This is a genomic window from Burkholderia sp. SRS-25 (assembly GCF_004343765.1).
Classification (GTDB): Bacteria; Pseudomonadota; Gammaproteobacteria; order Burkholderiales; family Burkholderiaceae; genus Burkholderia; species Burkholderia contaminans.
The window spans coordinates 123,333-141,211 of record NZ_PTXM01000006.1; the positions used below are offsets into that span (position 1 = coordinate 123,333).

20 protein-coding genes, 1 other RNA gene and 1 riboswitch are annotated in these 17,879 nt (G+C 68.8%); of the genes, 10 read left to right on the plus strand and 11 right to left on the minus strand.

Features of this window, described 5'->3' with window-relative positions; genetic code table 11:
* Positions 1–16: 16 nt before the first annotated feature.
* Genes C5O79_RS09065 through C5O79_RS09075 form a run of 3 tightly spaced genes read left to right on the plus strand, consistent with a single transcriptional unit; the run spans position 17 to position 2,766 of the window.
* Entirely contained in the window at positions 17–1,528 is a 1,512-nt protein-coding gene (locus C5O79_RS09065) for a leucyl aminopeptidase (RefSeq protein WP_047852524.1), read from the plus strand.
* A gap of 34 nt (positions 1,529–1,562) precedes the next feature.
* Positions 1,563–1,979, plus strand: a complete 417-nt coding sequence (locus tag C5O79_RS09070; RefSeq protein ID WP_039368072.1) for a DNA polymerase III subunit chi — start codon at positions 1,563–1,565, stop codon at positions 1,977–1,979.
* Between the two features lie 25 nt (positions 1,980–2,004).
* On the plus strand, positions 2,005–2,766 hold the full coding sequence (locus tag C5O79_RS09075; protein WP_122474251.1) for a DUF2486 family protein: 762 nt from the start codon (positions 2,005–2,007) through the stop codon (positions 2,764–2,766).
* 140 nt (positions 2,767–2,906) lie between these two features.
* On the opposite strand, the gene C5O79_RS09080 is transcribed toward C5O79_RS09075, so the two are convergent.
* Both C5O79_RS09080 and ilvD read right to left on the minus strand, forming a co-directional pair.
* Positions 2,907–3,233: a c-type cytochrome gene (locus C5O79_RS09080; protein ID WP_122474250.1), complete on the minus strand. Its 327-nt coding sequence runs from the start codon at positions 3,231–3,233 to the stop codon at positions 2,907–2,909.
* A 128-nt stretch (positions 3,234–3,361) separates the two neighbouring features.
* The gene (gene ilvD / locus C5O79_RS09085; RefSeq protein ID WP_122474249.1) at positions 3,362–5,035 is read right to left on the minus strand and encodes a dihydroxy-acid dehydratase; all 1,674 of its coding nucleotides are present in this window, start codon (positions 5,033–5,035) and stop codon (positions 3,362–3,364) included.
* Between the two features lie 135 nt (positions 5,036–5,170).
* On the opposite strand from ilvD, the gene C5O79_RS09090 reads away from it, so the two are divergent.
* Both C5O79_RS09090 and lgt read left to right on the plus strand, forming a co-directional pair.
* On the plus strand, positions 5,171–6,085 hold the full coding sequence (locus tag C5O79_RS09090) for a LysR substrate-binding domain-containing protein (protein ID WP_046544625.1): 915 nt from the start codon (positions 5,171–5,173) through the stop codon (positions 6,083–6,085).
* 89 nt (positions 6,086–6,174) lie between these two features.
* Complete coding sequence (gene lgt, locus C5O79_RS09095; RefSeq protein ID WP_046544626.1) at positions 6,175–7,065, plus strand: prolipoprotein diacylglyceryl transferase; 891 nt, start codon at positions 6,175–6,177, stop codon at positions 7,063–7,065.
* 111 nt (positions 7,066–7,176) lie between these two features.
* Here the strand turns inward: lgt and C5O79_RS09100 are convergent, their stop codons facing one another.
* The 5 genes from C5O79_RS09100 to C5O79_RS09120 all read right to left on the minus strand — a co-directional run bounded on the left by C5O79_RS09100 (position 7,177) and on the right by C5O79_RS09120 (position 9,556).
* The gene (locus C5O79_RS09100) at positions 7,177–7,917 is read right to left on the minus strand and encodes an SIMPL domain-containing protein (protein ID WP_122474248.1); all 741 of its coding nucleotides are present in this window, start codon (positions 7,915–7,917) and stop codon (positions 7,177–7,179) included.
* 181 nt (positions 7,918–8,098) lie between these two features.
* Complete coding sequence (locus C5O79_RS09105; RefSeq protein ID WP_122474247.1) at positions 8,099–8,560, minus strand: EVE domain-containing protein; 462 nt, start codon at positions 8,558–8,560, stop codon at positions 8,099–8,101.
* Between the two features lie 71 nt (positions 8,561–8,631).
* Positions 8,632–8,813, minus strand: a non-coding RNA gene (gene ssrS, locus C5O79_RS09110) — 6S RNA.
* 81 nt (positions 8,814–8,894) lie between these two features.
* A complete protein-coding gene (locus tag C5O79_RS09115; protein ID WP_011352906.1) occupies positions 8,895–9,209 on the minus strand; it encodes a cell division protein ZapA in 315 nt (104 codons plus the stop codon).
* The gene (locus C5O79_RS09120) at positions 9,206–9,556 is read right to left on the minus strand and encodes an ATPase (protein WP_046544627.1); all 351 of its coding nucleotides are present in this window, start codon (positions 9,554–9,556) and stop codon (positions 9,206–9,208) included. Before C5O79_RS09120 ends, C5O79_RS09115 begins: the two co-directional genes overlap by 4 nt.
* A gap of 154 nt (positions 9,557–9,710) precedes the next feature.
* Positions 9,711–9,962, plus strand: a riboswitch (cobalamin riboswitch).
* 158 nt (positions 9,963–10,120) lie between these two features.
* Here C5O79_RS09120 and C5O79_RS09125 point away from each other — a divergent pair.
* From C5O79_RS09125 to cobC, 5 genes are read left to right on the plus strand one after another with little or no spacing between them, the layout of a single operon-like run.
* Positions 10,121–11,119, plus strand: a complete 999-nt coding sequence (locus tag C5O79_RS09125; RefSeq protein ID WP_174242102.1) for an iron ABC transporter permease — start codon at positions 10,121–10,123, stop codon at positions 11,117–11,119.
* On the plus strand, positions 11,116–11,931 hold the full coding sequence (locus C5O79_RS09130) for an ABC transporter ATP-binding protein (protein ID WP_122474245.1): 816 nt from the start codon (positions 11,116–11,118) through the stop codon (positions 11,929–11,931). Before C5O79_RS09125 ends, C5O79_RS09130 begins: the two co-directional genes overlap by 4 nt.
* Before the next feature lie 52 nt (positions 11,932–11,983).
* Positions 11,984–13,039, plus strand: coding sequence for a nicotinate-nucleotide--dimethylbenzimidazole phosphoribosyltransferase (gene cobT, locus C5O79_RS09135; protein WP_122474576.1), 1,056 nt, complete (start codon positions 11,984–11,986; stop codon positions 13,037–13,039).
* On the plus strand, positions 13,029–13,805 hold the full coding sequence (locus tag C5O79_RS09140) for an adenosylcobinamide-GDP ribazoletransferase (protein ID WP_046544630.1): 777 nt from the start codon (positions 13,029–13,031) through the stop codon (positions 13,803–13,805). The genes cobT and C5O79_RS09140 overlap by 11 nt, the downstream gene beginning before the upstream one ends.
* Positions 13,790–14,374, plus strand: a complete 585-nt coding sequence (cobC, locus tag C5O79_RS09145; protein WP_122474244.1) for an alpha-ribazole phosphatase — start codon at positions 13,790–13,792, stop codon at positions 14,372–14,374. Before C5O79_RS09140 ends, cobC begins: the two co-directional genes overlap by 16 nt.
* A gap of 89 nt (positions 14,375–14,463) precedes the next feature.
* Here cobC and C5O79_RS09150 read toward each other — a convergent pair whose 3' ends face one another.
* Genes C5O79_RS09150 through cobU form a run of 4 tightly spaced genes read right to left on the minus strand, consistent with a single transcriptional unit; the run spans position 14,464 to position 17,879 of the window.
* Entirely contained in the window at positions 14,464–15,378 is a 915-nt protein-coding gene (locus C5O79_RS09150; RefSeq protein ID WP_122474243.1) for a cobalamin-binding protein, read from the minus strand.
* Positions 15,375–16,394, minus strand: coding sequence for a threonine-phosphate decarboxylase CobD (gene cobD, locus C5O79_RS09155; protein WP_122474242.1), 1,020 nt, complete (start codon positions 16,392–16,394; stop codon positions 15,375–15,377). Before cobD ends, C5O79_RS09150 begins: the two co-directional genes overlap by 4 nt.
* Positions 16,387–17,331 carry an adenosylcobinamide-phosphate synthase CbiB gene (gene cbiB / locus C5O79_RS09160; RefSeq protein WP_122474241.1) on the minus strand — a complete coding sequence of 315 codons (945 nt, stop codon included), beginning with the start codon at positions 17,329–17,331 and terminating at the stop codon, positions 16,387–16,389. Before cbiB ends, cobD begins: the two co-directional genes overlap by 8 nt.
* Positions 17,325–17,879 (minus strand): bifunctional adenosylcobinamide kinase/adenosylcobinamide-phosphate guanylyltransferase, encoded by a 555-nt coding sequence (gene cobU / locus C5O79_RS09165; RefSeq protein WP_039368034.1) that lies wholly within the window; start codon positions 17,877–17,879, stop codon positions 17,325–17,327. Before cobU ends, cbiB begins: the two co-directional genes overlap by 7 nt.

Sequence of the window (17,879 nt, forward strand, 5' to 3'; positions counted from 1 at the left end):
TCCGAGGACAAGCGCGATGGACTTTAGCATAAAAGGCTGTGATTGGAGCAAAGGCGAGGCGAAGGGGTTCCTGACCGGGAAGTCCGACTGCATCGTGCTCGGCATCTTCGAGGCGCAGACCCTGTCGGGCGCGGCGCTCGATATCGACACGGCCACCAAGGGGCTGATTTCGCGCGTGATCAAGGCCGGCGACATGGATGGCAAGCGCGGCAAGACGCTGTTCCTGCACGAAGTGTCGGGCATCGGCGCGTCGCGCGTGCTGCTCGTCGGCCTCGGCAAGCAGGATGCTTTCAATCAGAAAGCCTATAACGATGCCGCGACGGCCGCATGGCGCGCGCTGCTGGCGACCAAGGTCGTCCAGGTCACGTTCACGCTCGCGCAACTGCCGGTCGACGAGCGCAGCTCCGACTGGGGCGTGCGCGCGGCAATCCTCGCGCTGCGCAACGAGACCTACCGCTTCACGCAGATGAAGAGCAAGCCGGAGCCGGCGTCGCACACGCTCAAGCGCGTCGTGTTCAGCGTCGATCCGTCCGACGAAAAGGCCGCGAAGGTCGCGGCCAAGCAGGCCGTCGCGCTCGCGAACGGGATGGATCTCACCCGCGACCTCGGCAACCTGCCGGGCAACGTCTGCACGCCGACCTACCTCGGCAACACCGCGAAGAAGATCGCGAAGGATTGGGGTCTGAAGGCGGAAGTGCTCGGGCTCAAGCAGATCCAGGCGCTGAAGATGGGCTCGTTCCTGTCGGTCGCGCGCGCGTCGGTCGAGCCGCCGCAATTCATCGTGCTGCACTACCAGGGCGCCGCCGCGAAGGCCGCGCCGGTCGTGCTGGTCGGCAAGGGCATCACGTTCGACACGGGCGGCATCTCGCTGAAGCCGGGCGAGGGCATGGACGAGATGAAGTACGACATGTGCGGCGCGGGTTCCGTGCTGGGCACGATGCGCGCGGTCGCCGAGATGGGCCTGAAGATCAACGTCGTCGCGATCGTGCCGACCTGCGAGAACATGCCGGGCGGCAACGCGACGAAACCGGGCGACATCGTCACCAGCATGAAGGGCCTGACGATCGAGGTGCTGAACACCGACGCCGAAGGCCGTCTGATCCTGTGCGACGCGCTCACGTATGCCGAGCGCTTCAAGCCGGCTGCGGTGATCGACGTTGCCACGCTGACGGGCGCGTGCGTGATCGCGCTGGGCGGCCACAACAGCGGTCTGTTCTCGACGAACGATGCGCTCGCGGGCGAACTGCTCGACGCGTCGCGCGAAGCGAACGACCCGGCATGGCGCATGCCGCTCGACGACGAGTACCAGGACCAGCTGAAGTCGAATTTCGCGGATCTCGCGAACATCGGCGGGCGTCCGGCCGGCGCCGTGACGGCCGCGTGCTTCCTGTCGCGCTTCACCGAGAGCTATCCGTGGGCCCACCTCGACATCGCGGGCACCGCATGGAAGGGCGGTGCGGCGAAGGGCGCGACGGGCCGTCCGGTGCCGTTGCTCGCGCAGTTCCTGATCGACCGCGCCGGCCAGTGATGGCGGTGTTGACGACGCTGCGGGTGCGCGGGCAATGACGCGGATCGATTTCCACTCGAACGTCGGCGATTCGCTCGCGTACGCGTGCCGGCTGCTGCGCAAGGCCTACCTGGCCGGGCAGCCGGTCGTCGTGCTCGCCGAGCCCGCGCGCCTGCGCGCGCTCGACGAGCGGCTCTGGACGTTCTCGCCGCTCGATTTCATCCCGCATTGCGGTGTCGACAGCGAGCACGCAGCCGGCACGCCGATCGTGCTGGCCGCGGATCTCGACCGCGCGCCGCATCACCACGTGCTGCTGAACCTCGGCGCGGCCGTCCCCGCACAGTTCGCCCGCTTCGAGCGCCTGCTCGAAGTGGTCGGCAATGCGCCGGACGAGCTGGCCGCGGGCCGCGACCGCTACCGGTTCTACCGCGACCGCGGCTACGCGCTGAACAACTACAAGCAGGGCAGCTAGCCGCAACCGTCAACGGAGTGTTCCCGTGACAGAAGCCGATACATCCTCGATCCCGACGCTGACCGACGTGCTGGTGCCGGGCAAGCCGGTGCCGGCGCGCTCGCCTGCGTCTGGCGCGCCGCAGCCGCCCGCCAGCGCGGCGATTCCGGTGCTCACCGACGTGGTCGCGCCGCACGCCGCAGGTGCGGCGCCGGCCGATTCCAGTCAAAGTGAACTTGACCGCGATTCCGTCGTGGTCGAATGCGTGCCGACACCGCACGTGCCGGCGGTCGAACTGCCGGGCGACGCGGCGACGGCTGCAGCGGCAGCGATGGGCGAGACCGATGCGCCGGCCGAACCCGGCGCCGCGGAGCATGTGGTCGCCGAAGATTCAGCCGCAATGAGTGCGCCTCTGCGATCGTCGCTGGTCGGCGACGATGTGCCGCCACCCGCGTTCGCCGCGGTCTCGCATGAGGCGGTGGGGCACGCGCGTGAAGCGCACGTGCCGGAGGCCGTCGTACCAGTCGCTGCGCTGCAGCCGGAAGCGCAGGCCGCAGCCGGGCTGACGCCGGAAGATGCGCAGCACATCGCCGAGCGCCTGCGCAATCGCCTGACGAACTATCTGACCGGGGAAGGGCGCGAAGCGATCGAAGCCCGCTGTCGCGACGCGTTGCACGAGCATTCGGCCTGGCTGGTCGGCCAGATCACGCGCGAGGTGGCGCTGGCACTCGAAACCGAGGTGATGGACTGGGTTCGCGACGCGGTCGATGAAGAGATCGCACGCCGCCGCGCCGGCCATTCGAGCTAAACACGGCGTTTCGCTGAAAAACGGGGTGCGATTCCAGTAAGGGCTGGTGAAGCCGCCGGCGGGACACCGCGCGGGGTAGCCGGGCATGTCCGCCAGTCGGCGGAATCCGGCAAGTTGACCATTCGGCCGGGGCGTGCGGTTCAGCGCACCGACAGCACCCATTGCGCGAGCGTGTGGGCTTCGCTGTTCGTCAGTTGCGTATTGGCGGGCATCGGCACGCTGCTCCATACACCCACGCTGCCTTTCACGATCGATTGGGCAAGGTAGTCGACGGCATCGCCGCGCGCCGCATACTTGCCGGCGATGTCGCGGAACGACGGGCCCATCAGCGGCTTGCCGATCGCGTGGCAGGCCATGCAGTTCTTGCGCTGAGCCAGCGCGAGCCCGTCGGCCTGGTCGGCGCGCGCTGCCGCCCCGCTGCCGATCAGCAGCGTGGCGAGCAGGACGCGCAATATCGAGTGTTTCATGCGGTTCTCCGCCGGCGGGGACGGCCGGCTACATGGTCCGCGCATTATAGAAGCAAAGGGAAAGCGCGTTTTGCGCGTTTCCCCCGGCGGCCATGTTTATCGGGGTCGCATGTCTTGACGTGCCGCGATCAACCCGTGACGGCACCCTTGTTCGCCGGGCGGGCGAGTGCCGCGAATTTCGCGAGCACGCCGCGCGTGTAGCGTGGCGCCGGCTGTTGCCATGCAGCGCGGCGGCGCGCGAGTTCCGCGTCGTCGACGTTCAGTTGCAGCAGCAGTTGATGCGCGTCGATCGTGATCGAGTCGCCTTCCTGCACGAGCGCGATCGCGCCGCCGACGAACGCCTCAGGCGCGACGTGGCCGACCACCATCCCCCAGGTGCCGCCCGAGAAGCGGCCGTCCGTGATGAAGCCGACCGATTCGCCGAGCCCCTTGCCGATGATCGCGGACGTCGGCGCGAGCATTTCCGGCATGCCGGGGCCGCCCTTCGGACCCAGGTAGCGCAGCACGAGGATGTCGCCGGCGCGGATCCGGTCGCCGAGGATTGCATCCATCGCGCTCTGCTCGTCGTCGAACACGCGAGCCGGGCCCGTGATCACGGGGTTCTTCAGGCCGGTGATCTTCGCGACCGCGCCGTCTTCCGCGAGATTGCCCTTCAGGATCGCAAGGTGGCCTTCCTTGTACAGCGCGCGGTCGATCGGGAAGATCACGTCCTGGTCCGCGCGCGGCACGCTCGGCACGTCTTTCAGTTCGTCGGCGATCGTGCGGCCGGTGATCGTCATGCAGTCGCCGTGCAGCAGCCCCGCGTCGAGCAGGATCTTCAACACCTGTGGAATCCCGCCCGCCCGGTGGAGGTCTGTCGCGACGTACTTCCCCGACGGCTTCAGGTCGCAGATCACGGGCACGCGCTTGCGGATGCGCTCGAAGTCCTCGATCGTCCAGTTGACCTCGGCCGCGTGCGCGATCGCGAGATAGTGCAGCACCGCATTGGTCGAGCCGCCCGTCGCCATGATCACCGATACCGCATTCTCGATCGATTCCTTCGTGATGATGTCGCGCGGCTTGAGATCGCGCTTCACGGCCTCGACGAGCACACGTGCCGATTCGGCCGCCGAATCGACCTTCTCCTGGTCGGGGTTCGCCATCGTCGACGAGTACAGCAGCGACATCCCGAGCGCCTCGAACGACGAACTCATCGTGTTCGCCGTGTACATCCCGCCGCACGACCCGGACGTCGGGCAGGCGTTCTGCTCGACACCTTCGAAATCCTCCTGCGACATCCGGCCCGCAGTGAATTCGCCGACGGCCTCGAACGACGACACGATCGTCAGGTCCCGGCCTTTCCAGTTGCCGGGGCGGATCGTGCCGCCGTACACGTAGATGCCCGGCACGTTCAGGCGCGCGAGCGCGATCATCCCGCCCGGCATGTTCTTGTCGCAGCCGCCGACGACGACCACGCCATCCATCCATTGCCCCTGCACGCAGGTCTCGATGCAGTCGGCGATCACCTCGCGCGACACGAGCGAGTACTTCATGCCTTCGGTACCCATCGACATGCCGTCCGAAATCGTCGGCGTGCCGAAGATCTGCGGGTTCGCATCGGCCGCCTTCACGGCGGCGACGGCCGCGTCCGACAGGCGCTGCAGGCCGGAATTGCACGGCGTGATCGTCGAATGGCCATTCGCGATGCCGACCATCGGCTTGTCGAAATCGTCCTTCTGGTAGCCGAGGGCGTAATACATCGAGCGGTTCGGCGAGCGGGCCACGCCCTGCGTGATGTGCTTCGAGCGACGGTTGTAAGCCATGGGGGACTCCATCGTTGTCTGGGCAACGCCGGTGAACGGCGCGCCGGTTCGGATCGGTCAAGAATGGAGTGTCCGGATTGGGATGTCCAATATATTATTTGTCGCTTATTAAGTCATTTTGCGAATGAAAGAGGCATGGCCGATCCGACTCCCGACCTGCGCCAGTGGCGCTATTTCGTGACCGTCGCCGACGAGCGCCATTTCGGCCGCGCGGCTGAGCGCCTGTCGATGACGCAGCCGCCGCTGTCCCAGGCGATCCGTGCGCTCGAGGATGCGCTCGGCGTCGCGCTGTTCGCGCGCACCAAGCGCTCGGTGGCGCTGACGGCGGTCGGGGCGGCGCTGCTGCCCGACGTGCGCCGGCTGCTTGCCTCGGCCGATGCGCTGCCGCCGCTGGCGCGACGGCTTGCGCGCGGCGAGGCCGGCTCGCTGTCCCTCGCGTTCGTGTCGACCGCCGATTACGGGCTGCTGCCCGCGCTGCTGCGGGCGTTCGGCGCGCGCTATCCGCAGGTGCGGCTGCAACTCGCGGAGGCGACGAGCGACGTGCAGATCGACGAGCTCGTCGCGGGGCGCATCGACGCGGGGCTCGTCATTCCGCCCGTGCCGCCGCGCCACGCGGCCGGGCTGTCGTACCTGCCCGTCATGCGCGAGCCGCTGGTGGTGGCGATGCCGGCGGCAGCGAGTGATGCGCCGGAAGACGTGCCCGTCCGTCTCGCGGAGGTTGCCGCGTTGCCGCTCGTGATCTTTCCGCGTCGTCTGGCGCCCGGCTTTTATGACATCATTACGGGCTGCTACGGCGCGGCGGGGGAAACGCCGCACATCGGCCAGGAGGCGATCCAGATGCAGACGATCGTCAGCCTCGTGTCGGCCGGCATGGGCGTCGCACTGGTGCCGCAATCGCTGCGTAACCTGCGGCGCACCGGCGTGGTCTACCGGCCGCTTGCCGACCACGCGCCGGTCGTCGAGACAGGCCTCGTGTGGCGCACCGGTGACGTGAGCCCCGTGCTGGCCGGCTTCATCGACGTCGTGCGCGCGCAGGGCCTCGCCACGTGACGTGAACGATGACGCGCCGGTGCCGTCCAACGCGCGGTGCTGCGCGTGTGCGACGGCCGTACCGCATTCGAAAACTTATTCGCTAACCCATGATCATTCACCCGAATTTCGACCCCGTTGCGATCCATCTCGGGCCGCTGGCCGTGCGCTGGTACGGGCTCATGTATCTCGTCGGCTTCATCGCGGCGATCGTCGTCGGCCGGATCCGCCTGAAGTTGCCGCACGTCGCGGCGCAGGGCTGGACCGCGAAGGACATCGACGACATGATGTTCTACGGCGTGCTCGGCACCGTGCTCGGCGGCCGGCTCGGCTATGTGCTGTTCTACAAGGCCGATTTCTATTTCTCGCATCCGCTCGACGTGTTCAAGGTGTGGGAGGGCGGCATGTCGTTTCACGGCGGCTTCCTCGGCGTGACGCTCGCGATGGTGCTGTTCGCGTGGCAGCGCAAGCGCCACTGGCTGCAGGTCACCGACTTCGTCGCGCCGATGGTGCCGACGGGGCTCGCGGCCGGGCGGCTCGGCAACTTCATCAACGGTGAACTGTGGGGCCGCGTGACCGATCCGTCCGCACCGTGGGCGATGCTGTTCCCGGGCGCGATGCGCGACGATGCGGCGTGGTTGCCGAAGCATCCGGAGCTCGTCGAGAAGTGGCATCTTGCCGACGTGTTCATGCAATACCAGATGCTGCCGCGCCATCCGTCGCAGCTCTATGAAATTGCGCTCGAAGGCATCGCGCTGTTCTTGGCGCTGTTCTTCTTCGCACGCAAGTCGCGGCCGATGGGCGCCGTGTCCGCGCTGTTCCTGATCGGCTACGGCCTCGCACGCTTCACGGTCGAGTTCGCGCGCGAGCCCGACGACTTCCTCGGCCTGCTCGCGCTCGGCCTGTCGATGGGGCAGTGGCTGTCGCTGCCGATGATTCTCGCGGGCGTCGCGCTGATGGTCTGGGCGTATCGCCGCCGTGCGGCGAATGCCGCTGCGTGATGCAATGCCGATGCACGTGCGATCGGCGCGTGCATCGGCACCATGCAGGTAAACGCAAAACGCCGGCCCTCGGGCCGGCGTTTTTCATTTCGGACTGCCGTGCGCTGCGCGTTACTTCATCTGCACGGAGCCGTTGACGGTGACCGACACGGTGGCCTTGCCGCCTTCGACCGCGAGCGGTGCGCTCATCTTCGCGCTGTCCATCGGCGCCGCGGCCATCGCCATCATGCGCGGATACGGCTGCACGTTGCGGCCGCCGCCCACGTTCACGTCGCGGATCGCGTAGCTGCTGTAACCGAATGCCTTCGCGGCTTCATCGGCGCGGGCACGGAACGACTTGATCGCCTCCGTCGTCAGCTTCTGCTCGGCCGCGCGCTGCGCTTCGGGCGACAGCGAGAATTCGACGTTTGCGACCTGCATCAGGTTCGACAACTGGCCTGCAAGCTTCGACGCTGCAGCGAAATCGCGCGATTCGAGCGCGACCTCGGTGCGGCCACGCCATGCGGAGATCTTGCCGTCGCGATCGGTGCTCGGGTACACGGAGAATGCGCCCGTGTGGGCGGTGACGCCCGATACGCCCTTTGCCTGCGACAGCGCGGCGTCGGCGCGCTGGTTCAACTGCGCGGTGAGGCTGCCCGGATCCTTGGCCTGCTGCTCGTAGAACAGCGTGATGTGGATGATGTCCTGCGGCACGTCGGCGCTGGCTTGCGACGACAGCGACAGCACGCCTGCCGGCTCCGGAAAATGCGGGTTCGCGGTTTGCGCGTGCGCGGCGGGCGATGCGAGCGTCAGCGCGACGGGAACGGCGGCGGCAAGGGCGAGCGACAGCGCGAGTGCGGATTTCTTGGTCATTGTTGGACTCCTTGTGCGAGGGCGTGCACGCGGATCGCGCGTGCACGACGCGGGCGTACCGCGCGACGAAAAAAACGACAGCCGGCCTGATCGGCCGACAGCGGTTGCTTAGGCCGCGCGAAAGTGCCGCGAGTTCCGTTGCGGCAGCGCGTACTGACCAGATTTGACCTTTGGCGTGCGCCTACTTCATCAGCTTCTCGGTGATGAAGCGCCATTCGGCGCGCGTGACCGGCGTGATCGACAGCCGGTTGCCGCGCGCGAGTACGCGCATGTCGGCGAGTTCGTCGTGTTCGCGCAGCGCCGCAAGCGGCACGAGCCGCGATTTTTTCACGTAGCGAACGTCGACGAGCAGCCAGCGCGGTGCTTCCTGAGTCGACTTCGGGTCGTAATAGGGGCTTTTCGGGTCGAACTGCGTGGGGTCGGGGTAGGGCGTCGACGACACTTCGGCGAGCCCCGCGATGCCCGGTTCGGGGCAGCTCGAGTGATAGAACAGCACGCCGTCGCCGATCTTCATCGTGTCGCGCATGAAATTGCGCGCCTGATAGTTGCGCACGCCGGTCCACGGCAGCGAGCGCTGCGGTGCGTTGGCGAGATCGTCGATGCTTGCTTCGTCCGGTTCGGACTTCATCAGCCAGTATTGCATGGATCGTGATCGACGCAGAAAGAGGCTGCTACAAAAGAAAACGGCACCGGGCTTCGCCCGATGCCGTTGGATAGGCCCCCGCCTTGGCCGCTAGGCCGGCATCCTGAACCTGAGGTTCAGAATTGGTCGCAGTTAGCAGCACTTCGGGTACATCAGACAGAGTGACGCGCGCGCCCGTGCTACAAATTTCCGCAACCGTGCACATGGCATTGGTTCAAGGAATATATGACCTTGGCGAACCAGGCAGGGAAGCTGACTGAACTGTGCTTCGATGCGCCAATTTGACCACCGTTGATCGCCGAGATCAAGGGGAATCGACGCATCGATTAAAACGTTACTGCGTCTCGTGCTGTGCGAGCACCGCGCCGAGCTGTTCGTTCATCTGGTGCATTGTACGACGGATTTCTTCCGCCGGAAATGCTTCACCGTGCCGCACGCTCGTTTGCAGCCGCAGCAATTCGGACGCGAGCGACAGCGCCGCCATCACAGCGATGCGATCGGTGCCGCGTACCGAGCTGTTCGAGCGGATTTTCGACATTTCGGCGTCGACGCGCGCGACCGCTTCGAGCAGCGCCGCTTCGGTCTCGGCCGAACAGGCGAGCCGATAGGCCTGACCGAGAATCGAGACTTCGATCTGCTTGGTGCTCATGCATGTTCTCCGTGGCTGGCCGCGTCATCGCCATCCGTACGCGCCTGCGCATCCAGCAGGTCGAGCTGGTTGTCGGCTTGCTCCGCACTTTTCGAGCGCGGCAGCTTTTCGAGAATCGCGTTCAGTTTCACCTGGGCGTCGTCGATCTTTGCCGACAGCGTGTCACGCTCGGCCGCAAGTGCATTGCGTTCATCGCGCAGTTGCGCGAGTTCCGCGCGGACAGCGTCCGCATCCGCGCGCAATTGCGCGACCTGCTCCTCGAGCGCGAGCCGTTCCGAGTGATAGCGCTTGTTCAGCGAAATCAGACGGCCAATATTTTGAGATAGGGTTTCGAGTTCGTTGAGCATTTGCTGCGTCCTCTAAAGACCCAGCATTTTAGCGCGGAATAACGCGCAATCCGACATCTGTAACGTTTCCAGTCGTAACACCCCTGCTTCTTGCCGCGAATCGGCGCTTCCCGTGCGTGTCCGGACGCTTCCTTGACGCTCGCGCGACCCGCTCCTAAACTGGCGCCGCCTCGGTGCTCGCGCGTGGATCGCGCGGTTAAACGGGAAGCAGGGCGCGGGCGCCAGACGCTCGCCAACCTGCGCTGCCCCCGCAACGGTAAGCGGCCGCGTCTCGTGACGCAGGCCGGCTCGGGCGCGTTTCGTGTGCAAGTCCTGCATGCGAACGCGGGCCACTGCGCGTCATCGCGCGGGAAGGCGAGCCGGACCGCCGCCAGCCCGGATACCGGCCGAGACGGGGAGCCCGTACGGGCTTCGTGACGCGCGGCCCGCGGGGAGGCGGGGCGCGCCATGCTTCACGGAATCTTCTTCGATGCTGACCCCAATCGTCCGCGCGGCGTTCAGGTTACGACCGGCCGGCGCCCGCAAGCGGGTGCGCCGCACGTGGTGTGCGGCGCCGTGCGCGGCATGAGCGCCGCACGCGCTGCCGCGATCTGGGCCGGGCTGGCCGCCATGGTTGCGCTGCTGTTCGTCGCATCGCTGTCGATCGGCAGCGTGCCGATGTCGCCATGGCAGGCGCTCGCGTCGCTCGTGCCGCATGGCGGCGACGCGCTGTTTGCCGATATCGTCCGCACGCTGCGCCTGCCGCGCGCACTCGCCGGCTTCGCATGCGGCGCGCTGCTCGCGCTGGCCGGCGCACTGCTGCAGGTACTGTTGCGCAATCCGCTCGCGGAGCCGTACGTGCTGGGCGTGTCGGGTGGCGCGGCCGGCTTCGCGCTCGTCGCGATGATCGCGGGCGGCGCGTGGTGGCTCGTCGATGCGTCGGCGTTCGCCGGCTCGCTCGTGTCGGTCGCGCTCGTGCTCGGTCTCGCGCGCCGCGAATTGGGGCGTGGCGAGTCGCGCGATGCGTCGCCGCGGTTGCTGCTCACCGGTGTCGTGATCGCGGCGGGGTGGGGCGCACTCGTCACGCTGCTGCTTTCGCTCGCGCCCGACGCACGGCTGCGCGGGATCATCTTCTGGCTGACCGGCGACCTCAACGGCGTGACCGCGCCGTGGTTCGCGTGGGGGGCGCTGTTGCTGGCCGCCTGCGTCGCTCTGCCGGCCGCGCCGCAACTGAACGTGCTGCTGCGCGGCGACGCGACCGCGTTCGCGCTCGGCGTCCCCGTTGCGCGCGTACGCGTGCGGATCTATCTCGTCGCGTCGCTGGCCGCCGCAGCCGCGGTGACGACGGCCGGCACGATCGGCTTCGTCGGCCTCGTCGCGCCGCATGCGCTGCGGCTCGCCTTCGGCAACGACCAGCGAATGCTGCTGCCCGCCGCGATGCTCGCGGGCGGCGGCGGCGTGATGGCGGCCGACCTGCTCGCACGCACCGTGATCGCGCCCGCGCAACTGCCGGTCGGCGTGATGACCGCGTTGATCGGCGTGCCGGTGTTCCTGTGGATGTTGTTGAGGAGGCCGATGCGATGACGAGGGCCGCACTGCACGCCACGGCCGGCGACATGAGCTGCGCGGCCGTCGGCCTGACGCTGAAGGCCGGCGCGCGTACGCTGCTCGACGGCTTCACCCAGGGGTTTCGTCCCGGCGAGATCTGGTGCGTCGCCGGGCCGAACGGCGCGGGCAAGACGACGCTGCTCGCGACACTCGCGGGGCTGCAGCCGCCGGCCGGCGGACACGTCGAGATCGATGGGCGGCCGCTTGCCGCATGGCCACCTGAGCAGCTCGCGCCGCGCCGCGCGCTGATGCCGCAGCAACTGCATGACGCATTCAGCGCGACCGTGTTCGACACGGTGCTGCTCAACCGTTTTCCGTATCTCGGTGGTTGGGGCTGGGAGCGTGACGGCGATCGCGCGGCCGCGCATGACGCGCTGGCGACGTTCGACCTCGCCGCGCTGGCGTCGCGCGACGTGCTGTCGCTGTCGGGCGGCGAGCGGCAACGCGTCGCGCTCGCCGCGACGCTGTGCCAGGATGCGCCGCTGATGCTGCTCGACGAGCCGCTCGCGCATCTCGACCTGCATCATCAGATCGATTGCCTGACCGCACTGGCCGCCTGGCTCGACGCAGGCCCGCGCACGGTGTTGTTCTCGTGCCATGATCTGAATCTCGCACGGCGTTTCGCGACGCACGCACTGCTGCTCGACGGCCGCGGCCATGCATGGGCCGGCCCCGTGCACGACGTGCTGACGCCCGAGCGCGCGAGTGACGCGTTCGGCTATCCGCTCGTGCTGATCCGCGAGAACGGCCGCGATGCGCTGCTGCCGGCGTGGCCCGAGCGACAATGATCTTTCCTTTTCCGATGCGCGGCGCATGCCGCGCCAACGACACGGTTTCCTGATGACGACCCCGACCCACTTCCCGCCCGCGATCGCGCCGCTCGACGAGGTGCTGCGCAAGCGCCTGCAGCACGTGATCGACCACAAGACCAAGCCGCCCGGCAGCCTCGGCCAGCTCGAGGCGATCGCGTTGCAGATCGGCCTGATCCAGCATACCGAGCGGCCGGTCGTGCAGCGTCCCGTGATGATCGTGTTTGCCGGCGATCACGGGATTGCCGCCGAGGGCGTGAGTCCTTATCCGCAAGCGGTGACCGCACAGATGGTCGCGAACTTCCTCGCGGGCGGCGCGGCGATCAACGCATTCTCCGGCGTCGCGCAGAGTACGCTCGAGATCGTCGATGCGGGTGTTGCGTCGCCGCTGCCGCTGTCCGACCGGCTGGTGTCGCTGCCGGTCGCGCGCGGCACGCGCAACTTCGCGGCGGAGCCGGCGATGACGCGCGACGAGGCGATGACGGCGCTCGCGGCGGGCGCGGCACGCGTGCGCCTGCATGCGTCGCTCGGCACGAACGTGATCGGTTTCGGTGAGATGGGAATCGCGAACACGTCGTCGGCTGCGTGCCTGATGAGCCGCCTGCTCAGCGTGCCGATCGACGCGTGCGTCGGGCGCGGCACGGGCCTCGACGACCAGGGCCTCGCGCACAAGCGCGCGGTGCTCGGCCGTGCGCTCGTCAAGCACTCGCACGCGATTGCGCCGCTCGACGTGCTCGCGACGTTCGGCGGCTTCGAGATCGCGATGATGACGGGCGCGTATCTCGCGGCCGCGAGCGAGCGGATGACGATCCTCGTCGACGGCTTCATCGCGACGGCCGCGCTGCTGGTTGCCGAGCGCATCGCGCCCGGCGTGCGCGACTACTGCGTGTTCTCGCATGCGTCGCACGAGGCCGGGCACCGGCGCATGCTCGAGCATTTCGGCGCGAAGCCGCTGCTCGCGCTCGACCTGCGGCTCGGCGAAGGCACGGGCGCCGCGCTCGCGCTGCCGCTCGTGCGTGCGGCAGCCGCATTCCTCACGGAGATGGCGAGCTTCGAATCCGCCGGCGTCGACAATCGTGACGCCTGATCGCGCGCGCGGCGTGCGTGCCGAACTGCGTTACTTCTTCGTCGCGCTCGGCTATTTCACGCGTGTGCCCGTGCCGCGCTCGATCGGCTACGCGGCCGGCGATCTCGACCAGGCCGCGCGCTATTTCCCGCTCGTCGGCGCATGCGTCGGCGCGTGGGGCGCGCTTGTCTATCTCGCCGCGCTGCGCGTGCTGCCCCCGTCAATTGCGGTCGGGTTGTCGATGGCCGCGACGCTGCTCGCCACGGGCGCCTTTCACGAGGACGGCCTGGCCGACAGCTGCGATGCGTTCGGCGGCGGCTACACGCGCGACGACGTGCTGCGCATCATGCACGACTCGCGGATCGGTACGTTCGGTGCGGTCGCGCTCGTGATCTCGCTCGGCGTGAAATGGCAGGCGCTCGCGTCCATGCTGCCGTTGCGCGCCGCGTGGACCATGATCGCCGCGCACGCCGCGAGCCGAGCGGTGGCTGTGAGCCTGCTGATGACGCTCGACTACGTGCGGCCGGAAGGCAAGGCGAAGCCGGTCGCGCAACGGATGGGCGCACGCGCGGCGTGCGTCGCGGCACTGTTCGGATTGCCCTGGCTGTTCTGGCCCGACTGGCGCATGGGCGTCGCCGCATGCGTTGCGCTCGTGCTCGTGCGCGCGTGGGCCGCCCGCTACTTCGTGAAGCGGATCGGCGGCTATACGGGCGACTGTCTCGGCTTCACGCAGCAACTGTGCGAACTGGCGATCTATCTCGTGGTGCTCGGATGGACGTCGTCCTGATCCGTCATCCGGCCGTCGGCATCGAGCCGGGCATCTGCTATGGAGGCAGCGACGTGCCGCTCGCTGCATCTGCCGACGCCGGCGCGCAGGCCGTGCGCGCGCATCTGTCGGCACTCCGCGCGCCTCTTCCCGAACAGATCTGGACGAGCCCGCTGACGCGCTGCGCGTCGGTTGCCGAACGGCTCGCGCAGACATGCGACGTGCCGCTGCGGCGCGACGCGGACTGGCAGGAAATGGATTTCGGCGCATGGGAAATGCGGCGCTGGGACGATATCGATCGCGCGGCGCTCGATGCGTGGGCGGCCGACCTGATGCATGCGTGTGCGCATGGCGGCGAAAGCGTTGCGCGGTTTGCCGCGCGGGTCGTGGGTCGGGTCGACGCAGTGGTGCAGTTCGACCGGCCGCAGTGGGCCGTCACGCATGCAGGCGTGATCCGTGCGTTTGCATCGCATGTATTGCGCGTGCCGCTCGATACATTGCTGTCGCGACCCGTACCGACAGGGGGTGTCGTCTGGCTGCGCGCGGATGCTGCCACGCGAACGTGGGAAGTGATGCACTGGGACGAATAGGCGCGTTGGCCACTGCGTGCGAACGATGCAGCGCGCGGTCGATTCGTCTCAGGCGTCCGGCACGCGATGAACGCGCAAGTGGCCGGAAATCAGCGTGGCTGCCGCGCACGCGCGGCATCGAGATCCTCGCACAGCGCGGCCGCGCCCTGCGCGATCCGCGGCGACGGCCGTGTCAGCAGATCGCCGTCGATCGCGAACAGGTTGTTGCGTGCCACGGCCGTCAGTGCGGGCCACGTGCGCCAGCGCACCAGGCTCGGCAGCGGTTCGTCGGAGCGCGTCGTACCGGCACTGGTCGTCACGATCGCCTCCGGATTCGCCGCGAGCACGGCCTCGTCGGTGACGGTCGGCACGAGCGGCTTGAGCGACGCGAACACGTTGCGGCCGCCGCACAGCTCGATCACGTCGTTGAGCAGGTGCGCACCATTGAGCGTCATCAGCGGCCGATCCCAGACCTGGAAGAACATCGTGACGGGCGCTCGCGCCGAGTAACGCGTGCGCAGCGCCGCGATGTCGCGCGTATAGGCGGCCGCGGCCGCATCGGCAGCCGGTTGCGTGCCGAGCAGCGTGCCGAGCCGGCGCAGCGACGACGCGACGTCGTCGAGATGCTTCGGTTCGCTGAAGAACAGCGGGATGTGCAGCGCGCGCAGCGCGTCGGTCTGCCGCTCGGCGTTGCCGTGCCGCCAGACGACGATCAGGTCGGGCTTCAGCGCGGCGATCCGCTCGAGATCGAGCGCCTTGTTGTCGCCGACACGCGGTATCGCTTGCGCGGCGGGCGGATAGTCGCTGTACGTGACGGTGCCGACGAGCTTTGCGCCGCCGCCGGCCGCGTAGACGAGTTCGGTCGCGTGCGGCGCGAGGCTGATCACGCGCTGCGCGGGCGCCGGCAGCGTGACTGCGTTGCCGGCGTCGTCGCGCGTCGAGACATTGGCGTGGACGAGTGGTGCGTAAGCGAGCGCGGCCAGTTGCGCGACTGGCGCGAGCCGGCGAAGCATGCGTGGATTCATGCGGATTCCCGTTGCAGCGTCGGCACGCAGCGCGCGAGCGCGTCGCCGAGGCGCTGCCATTCCACTTCGCTCCCCGGCAGGCCGATGCGTACGCTCGACGGTATCGGGAAGTGCCGCGTCCAGACCCCGCATGCCGCGAGTGCCGCATGCAGTGCCGCAGCGCGCGGGTCGTCGGTCCAGCTGAAGAGCGGCGTCGCGCGAACCGCGAAGCCGTGCGCGCGCAGCAAGGCGGCCAGCCGCTCGCCGTCGGCCGCGAGCCGTTCGCGGGCGGCGGCCTGCCATGCGCGATCGATGAACGCCGCGGCGACCGCGTGGCGGGCCGGGCCGCCGACCGTCCACGCGCCGAGCATGTCGCGCAGCGCAACGATCTGGTCAGGACATGCGAGCACGAAGCCTGCGCGGATGCCGGCGAGCCCGAAGAACTTGCCGACCGAACGCAGCACGACGAGTCCGGGGCGATCGACGTGAGGCGCAAGCGACCGTGTCGCGCCCGTATCGGCGAACGCCTCGTCGACGATCAGCGTGCCGCCGCGCGCCGCCAGTTGCGCGTGCCAGGCGAGCAGGCGCTCGGCCGGCACGAATTCGGCGGTCGGATTATTCGGATTCCCGACGATGACGTGACGCAGCGTTACAGGCAGCGTATCCGCGTCGATGTCGAGCGCGACGACGCGATGGCCGTGGCGCGCAAAGGCGGGCGCGTATTCGCCGTACGCGAGCGCCGCGACGCCGGCGTCGCCGGCCGGCAGCAACGCGGGCAATGCGCGGATGGCAGCCTGGCTGCCGGCAACCGGCAGCACGTATGCAGGATCGGGCGCGTGGTAGTACTGCGCGGCGCAGGCCGCGAGGCCGTCGCCGTCGTCGGGCAGCCGACGCCACGCGTCGGCCGGGACGGGCGGGACCGGATAGCCGACCGGATTGATGCCGGTCGACAGGTCGAGCCACGTGTCGTACGGAATGCCGTGGCGGCGCGCGGCTTCATGCAGGTTGCCGCCGTGTGCGATGCGGGTGTCAGACATGATGGGTGGCCATGGCGAGTGCGCCGCTCGCGACCAGCAGCGCGAGCCACAGGGCGAGCGTGCGCGTGACGAGCGACAGTGCGGCGACGATGTGGACGGCGGTTGCCGCGGCGCCGGTGCCGAGCGCTGGACGATCCTCGATCGCGCCGTGATAGACGGCCGGGCCGCCGAGCTGCACGTTCAGGCTGCCGGCACCGGCGGCCATCACCGGGCCTGCGTTCGGGCTGTCCCAGTGGCGCGCCTGCGTGCGCCAGCAGCGCCATGCGGCAGCCGTGTCGCCGAGCAGCGCGTAGCTCGCAGCCGTGAGGCGCGCGGGAATCCAGTTCAACGCGTCGTCGAGGCGCGCGGCGGCCCAGCCGAAGGTCAGGAAGCGTGGCGTGCGGTAGCCCCACATCGCATCGAGCGTGTTCGCGAGCCGGAACAGCAGCGCGCCGGGGCCGCCCGCGACGACGAACCAGAACAGCGCACCGAAGATCGCGTCGTTGCCGTTCTCGAGTGCGGATTCGACGGCCGCGCGCGACAGCGCGCCTTCGTCCGCGTCGCTCGTGTCGCGCGACACGATGCGCGCGGTCAGCGCGCGGGCGGCGCCGAGGTCATGCCGCAGCAAGGCGGCAGCGATCGGCGCGACGTGGTCGGCAAGGCTTTTCGCGCCGAGCGCGAACCACAACAGCGCGATGTGCAGCGCGGCTGCGAGCGGCCACGGCAGCGCGGTCGTGAGCCATGCCGCGATGGCGACCGGCGGCACGACCGCCGCGACCCACGCGGCGACGCCGACCACGCGGCCGCGCCGGCCCGTGTTCAGCGCGCCTTCGATGCGCGCGGCGAGGCGGCCGAATGCGACGAGCGGGTGCCAGCCGGCCGGTTCGCCGATCGCGCGGTCGATGATCACGGCCGCGACCGCGAACATCGCGACGACGGGCAGCGACAGCATCAGCATGACGGGGCTCCCGTCTTGAGTTCGAGCGGCAGCCCGGCGACGAGCAGCGTCACGCGCGTCGCCAGCGCGGCGACGCGCTGGTTCAGGCGCCCGAGTTCGTCGACATAGCGCCGCGTGACCGACCCAAGCGGCACGACGCCGAGCCCGATCTCGTTGCTGACGACGATCACCTTTGCGCGCGCGCCGCGCAACGCGTGCTCGAGCCGGTCGACCTGCACTGCGTACTGCGCATCGTCGAGCGGTTCGCCGTCGGCGGGGCACAGCAGGTTCGTGAGCCACAGCGTCAGGCAGTCGACGAGCAGGCACGCGTGCGGATCGTCGAGCCGCGCGAGCGTGCCGGCGAGGTCGACGGGGGCATCGGCGAAACCCCAGTCGGCCGGCCGGCGCGCGCGATGGTGCGCGATGCGCTGCGCGAATTCGGCATCGGCGGCGGTCGCGGTCGCGATGTAGGTGACGGGGAGGCCGCTGTCGGCGGCGAGCCGCTCGGCATGTGCGCTCTTGCCCGAGCGCGCGCCGCCGAGGACGAAGGTGAGGTCGTGCGGAATCAT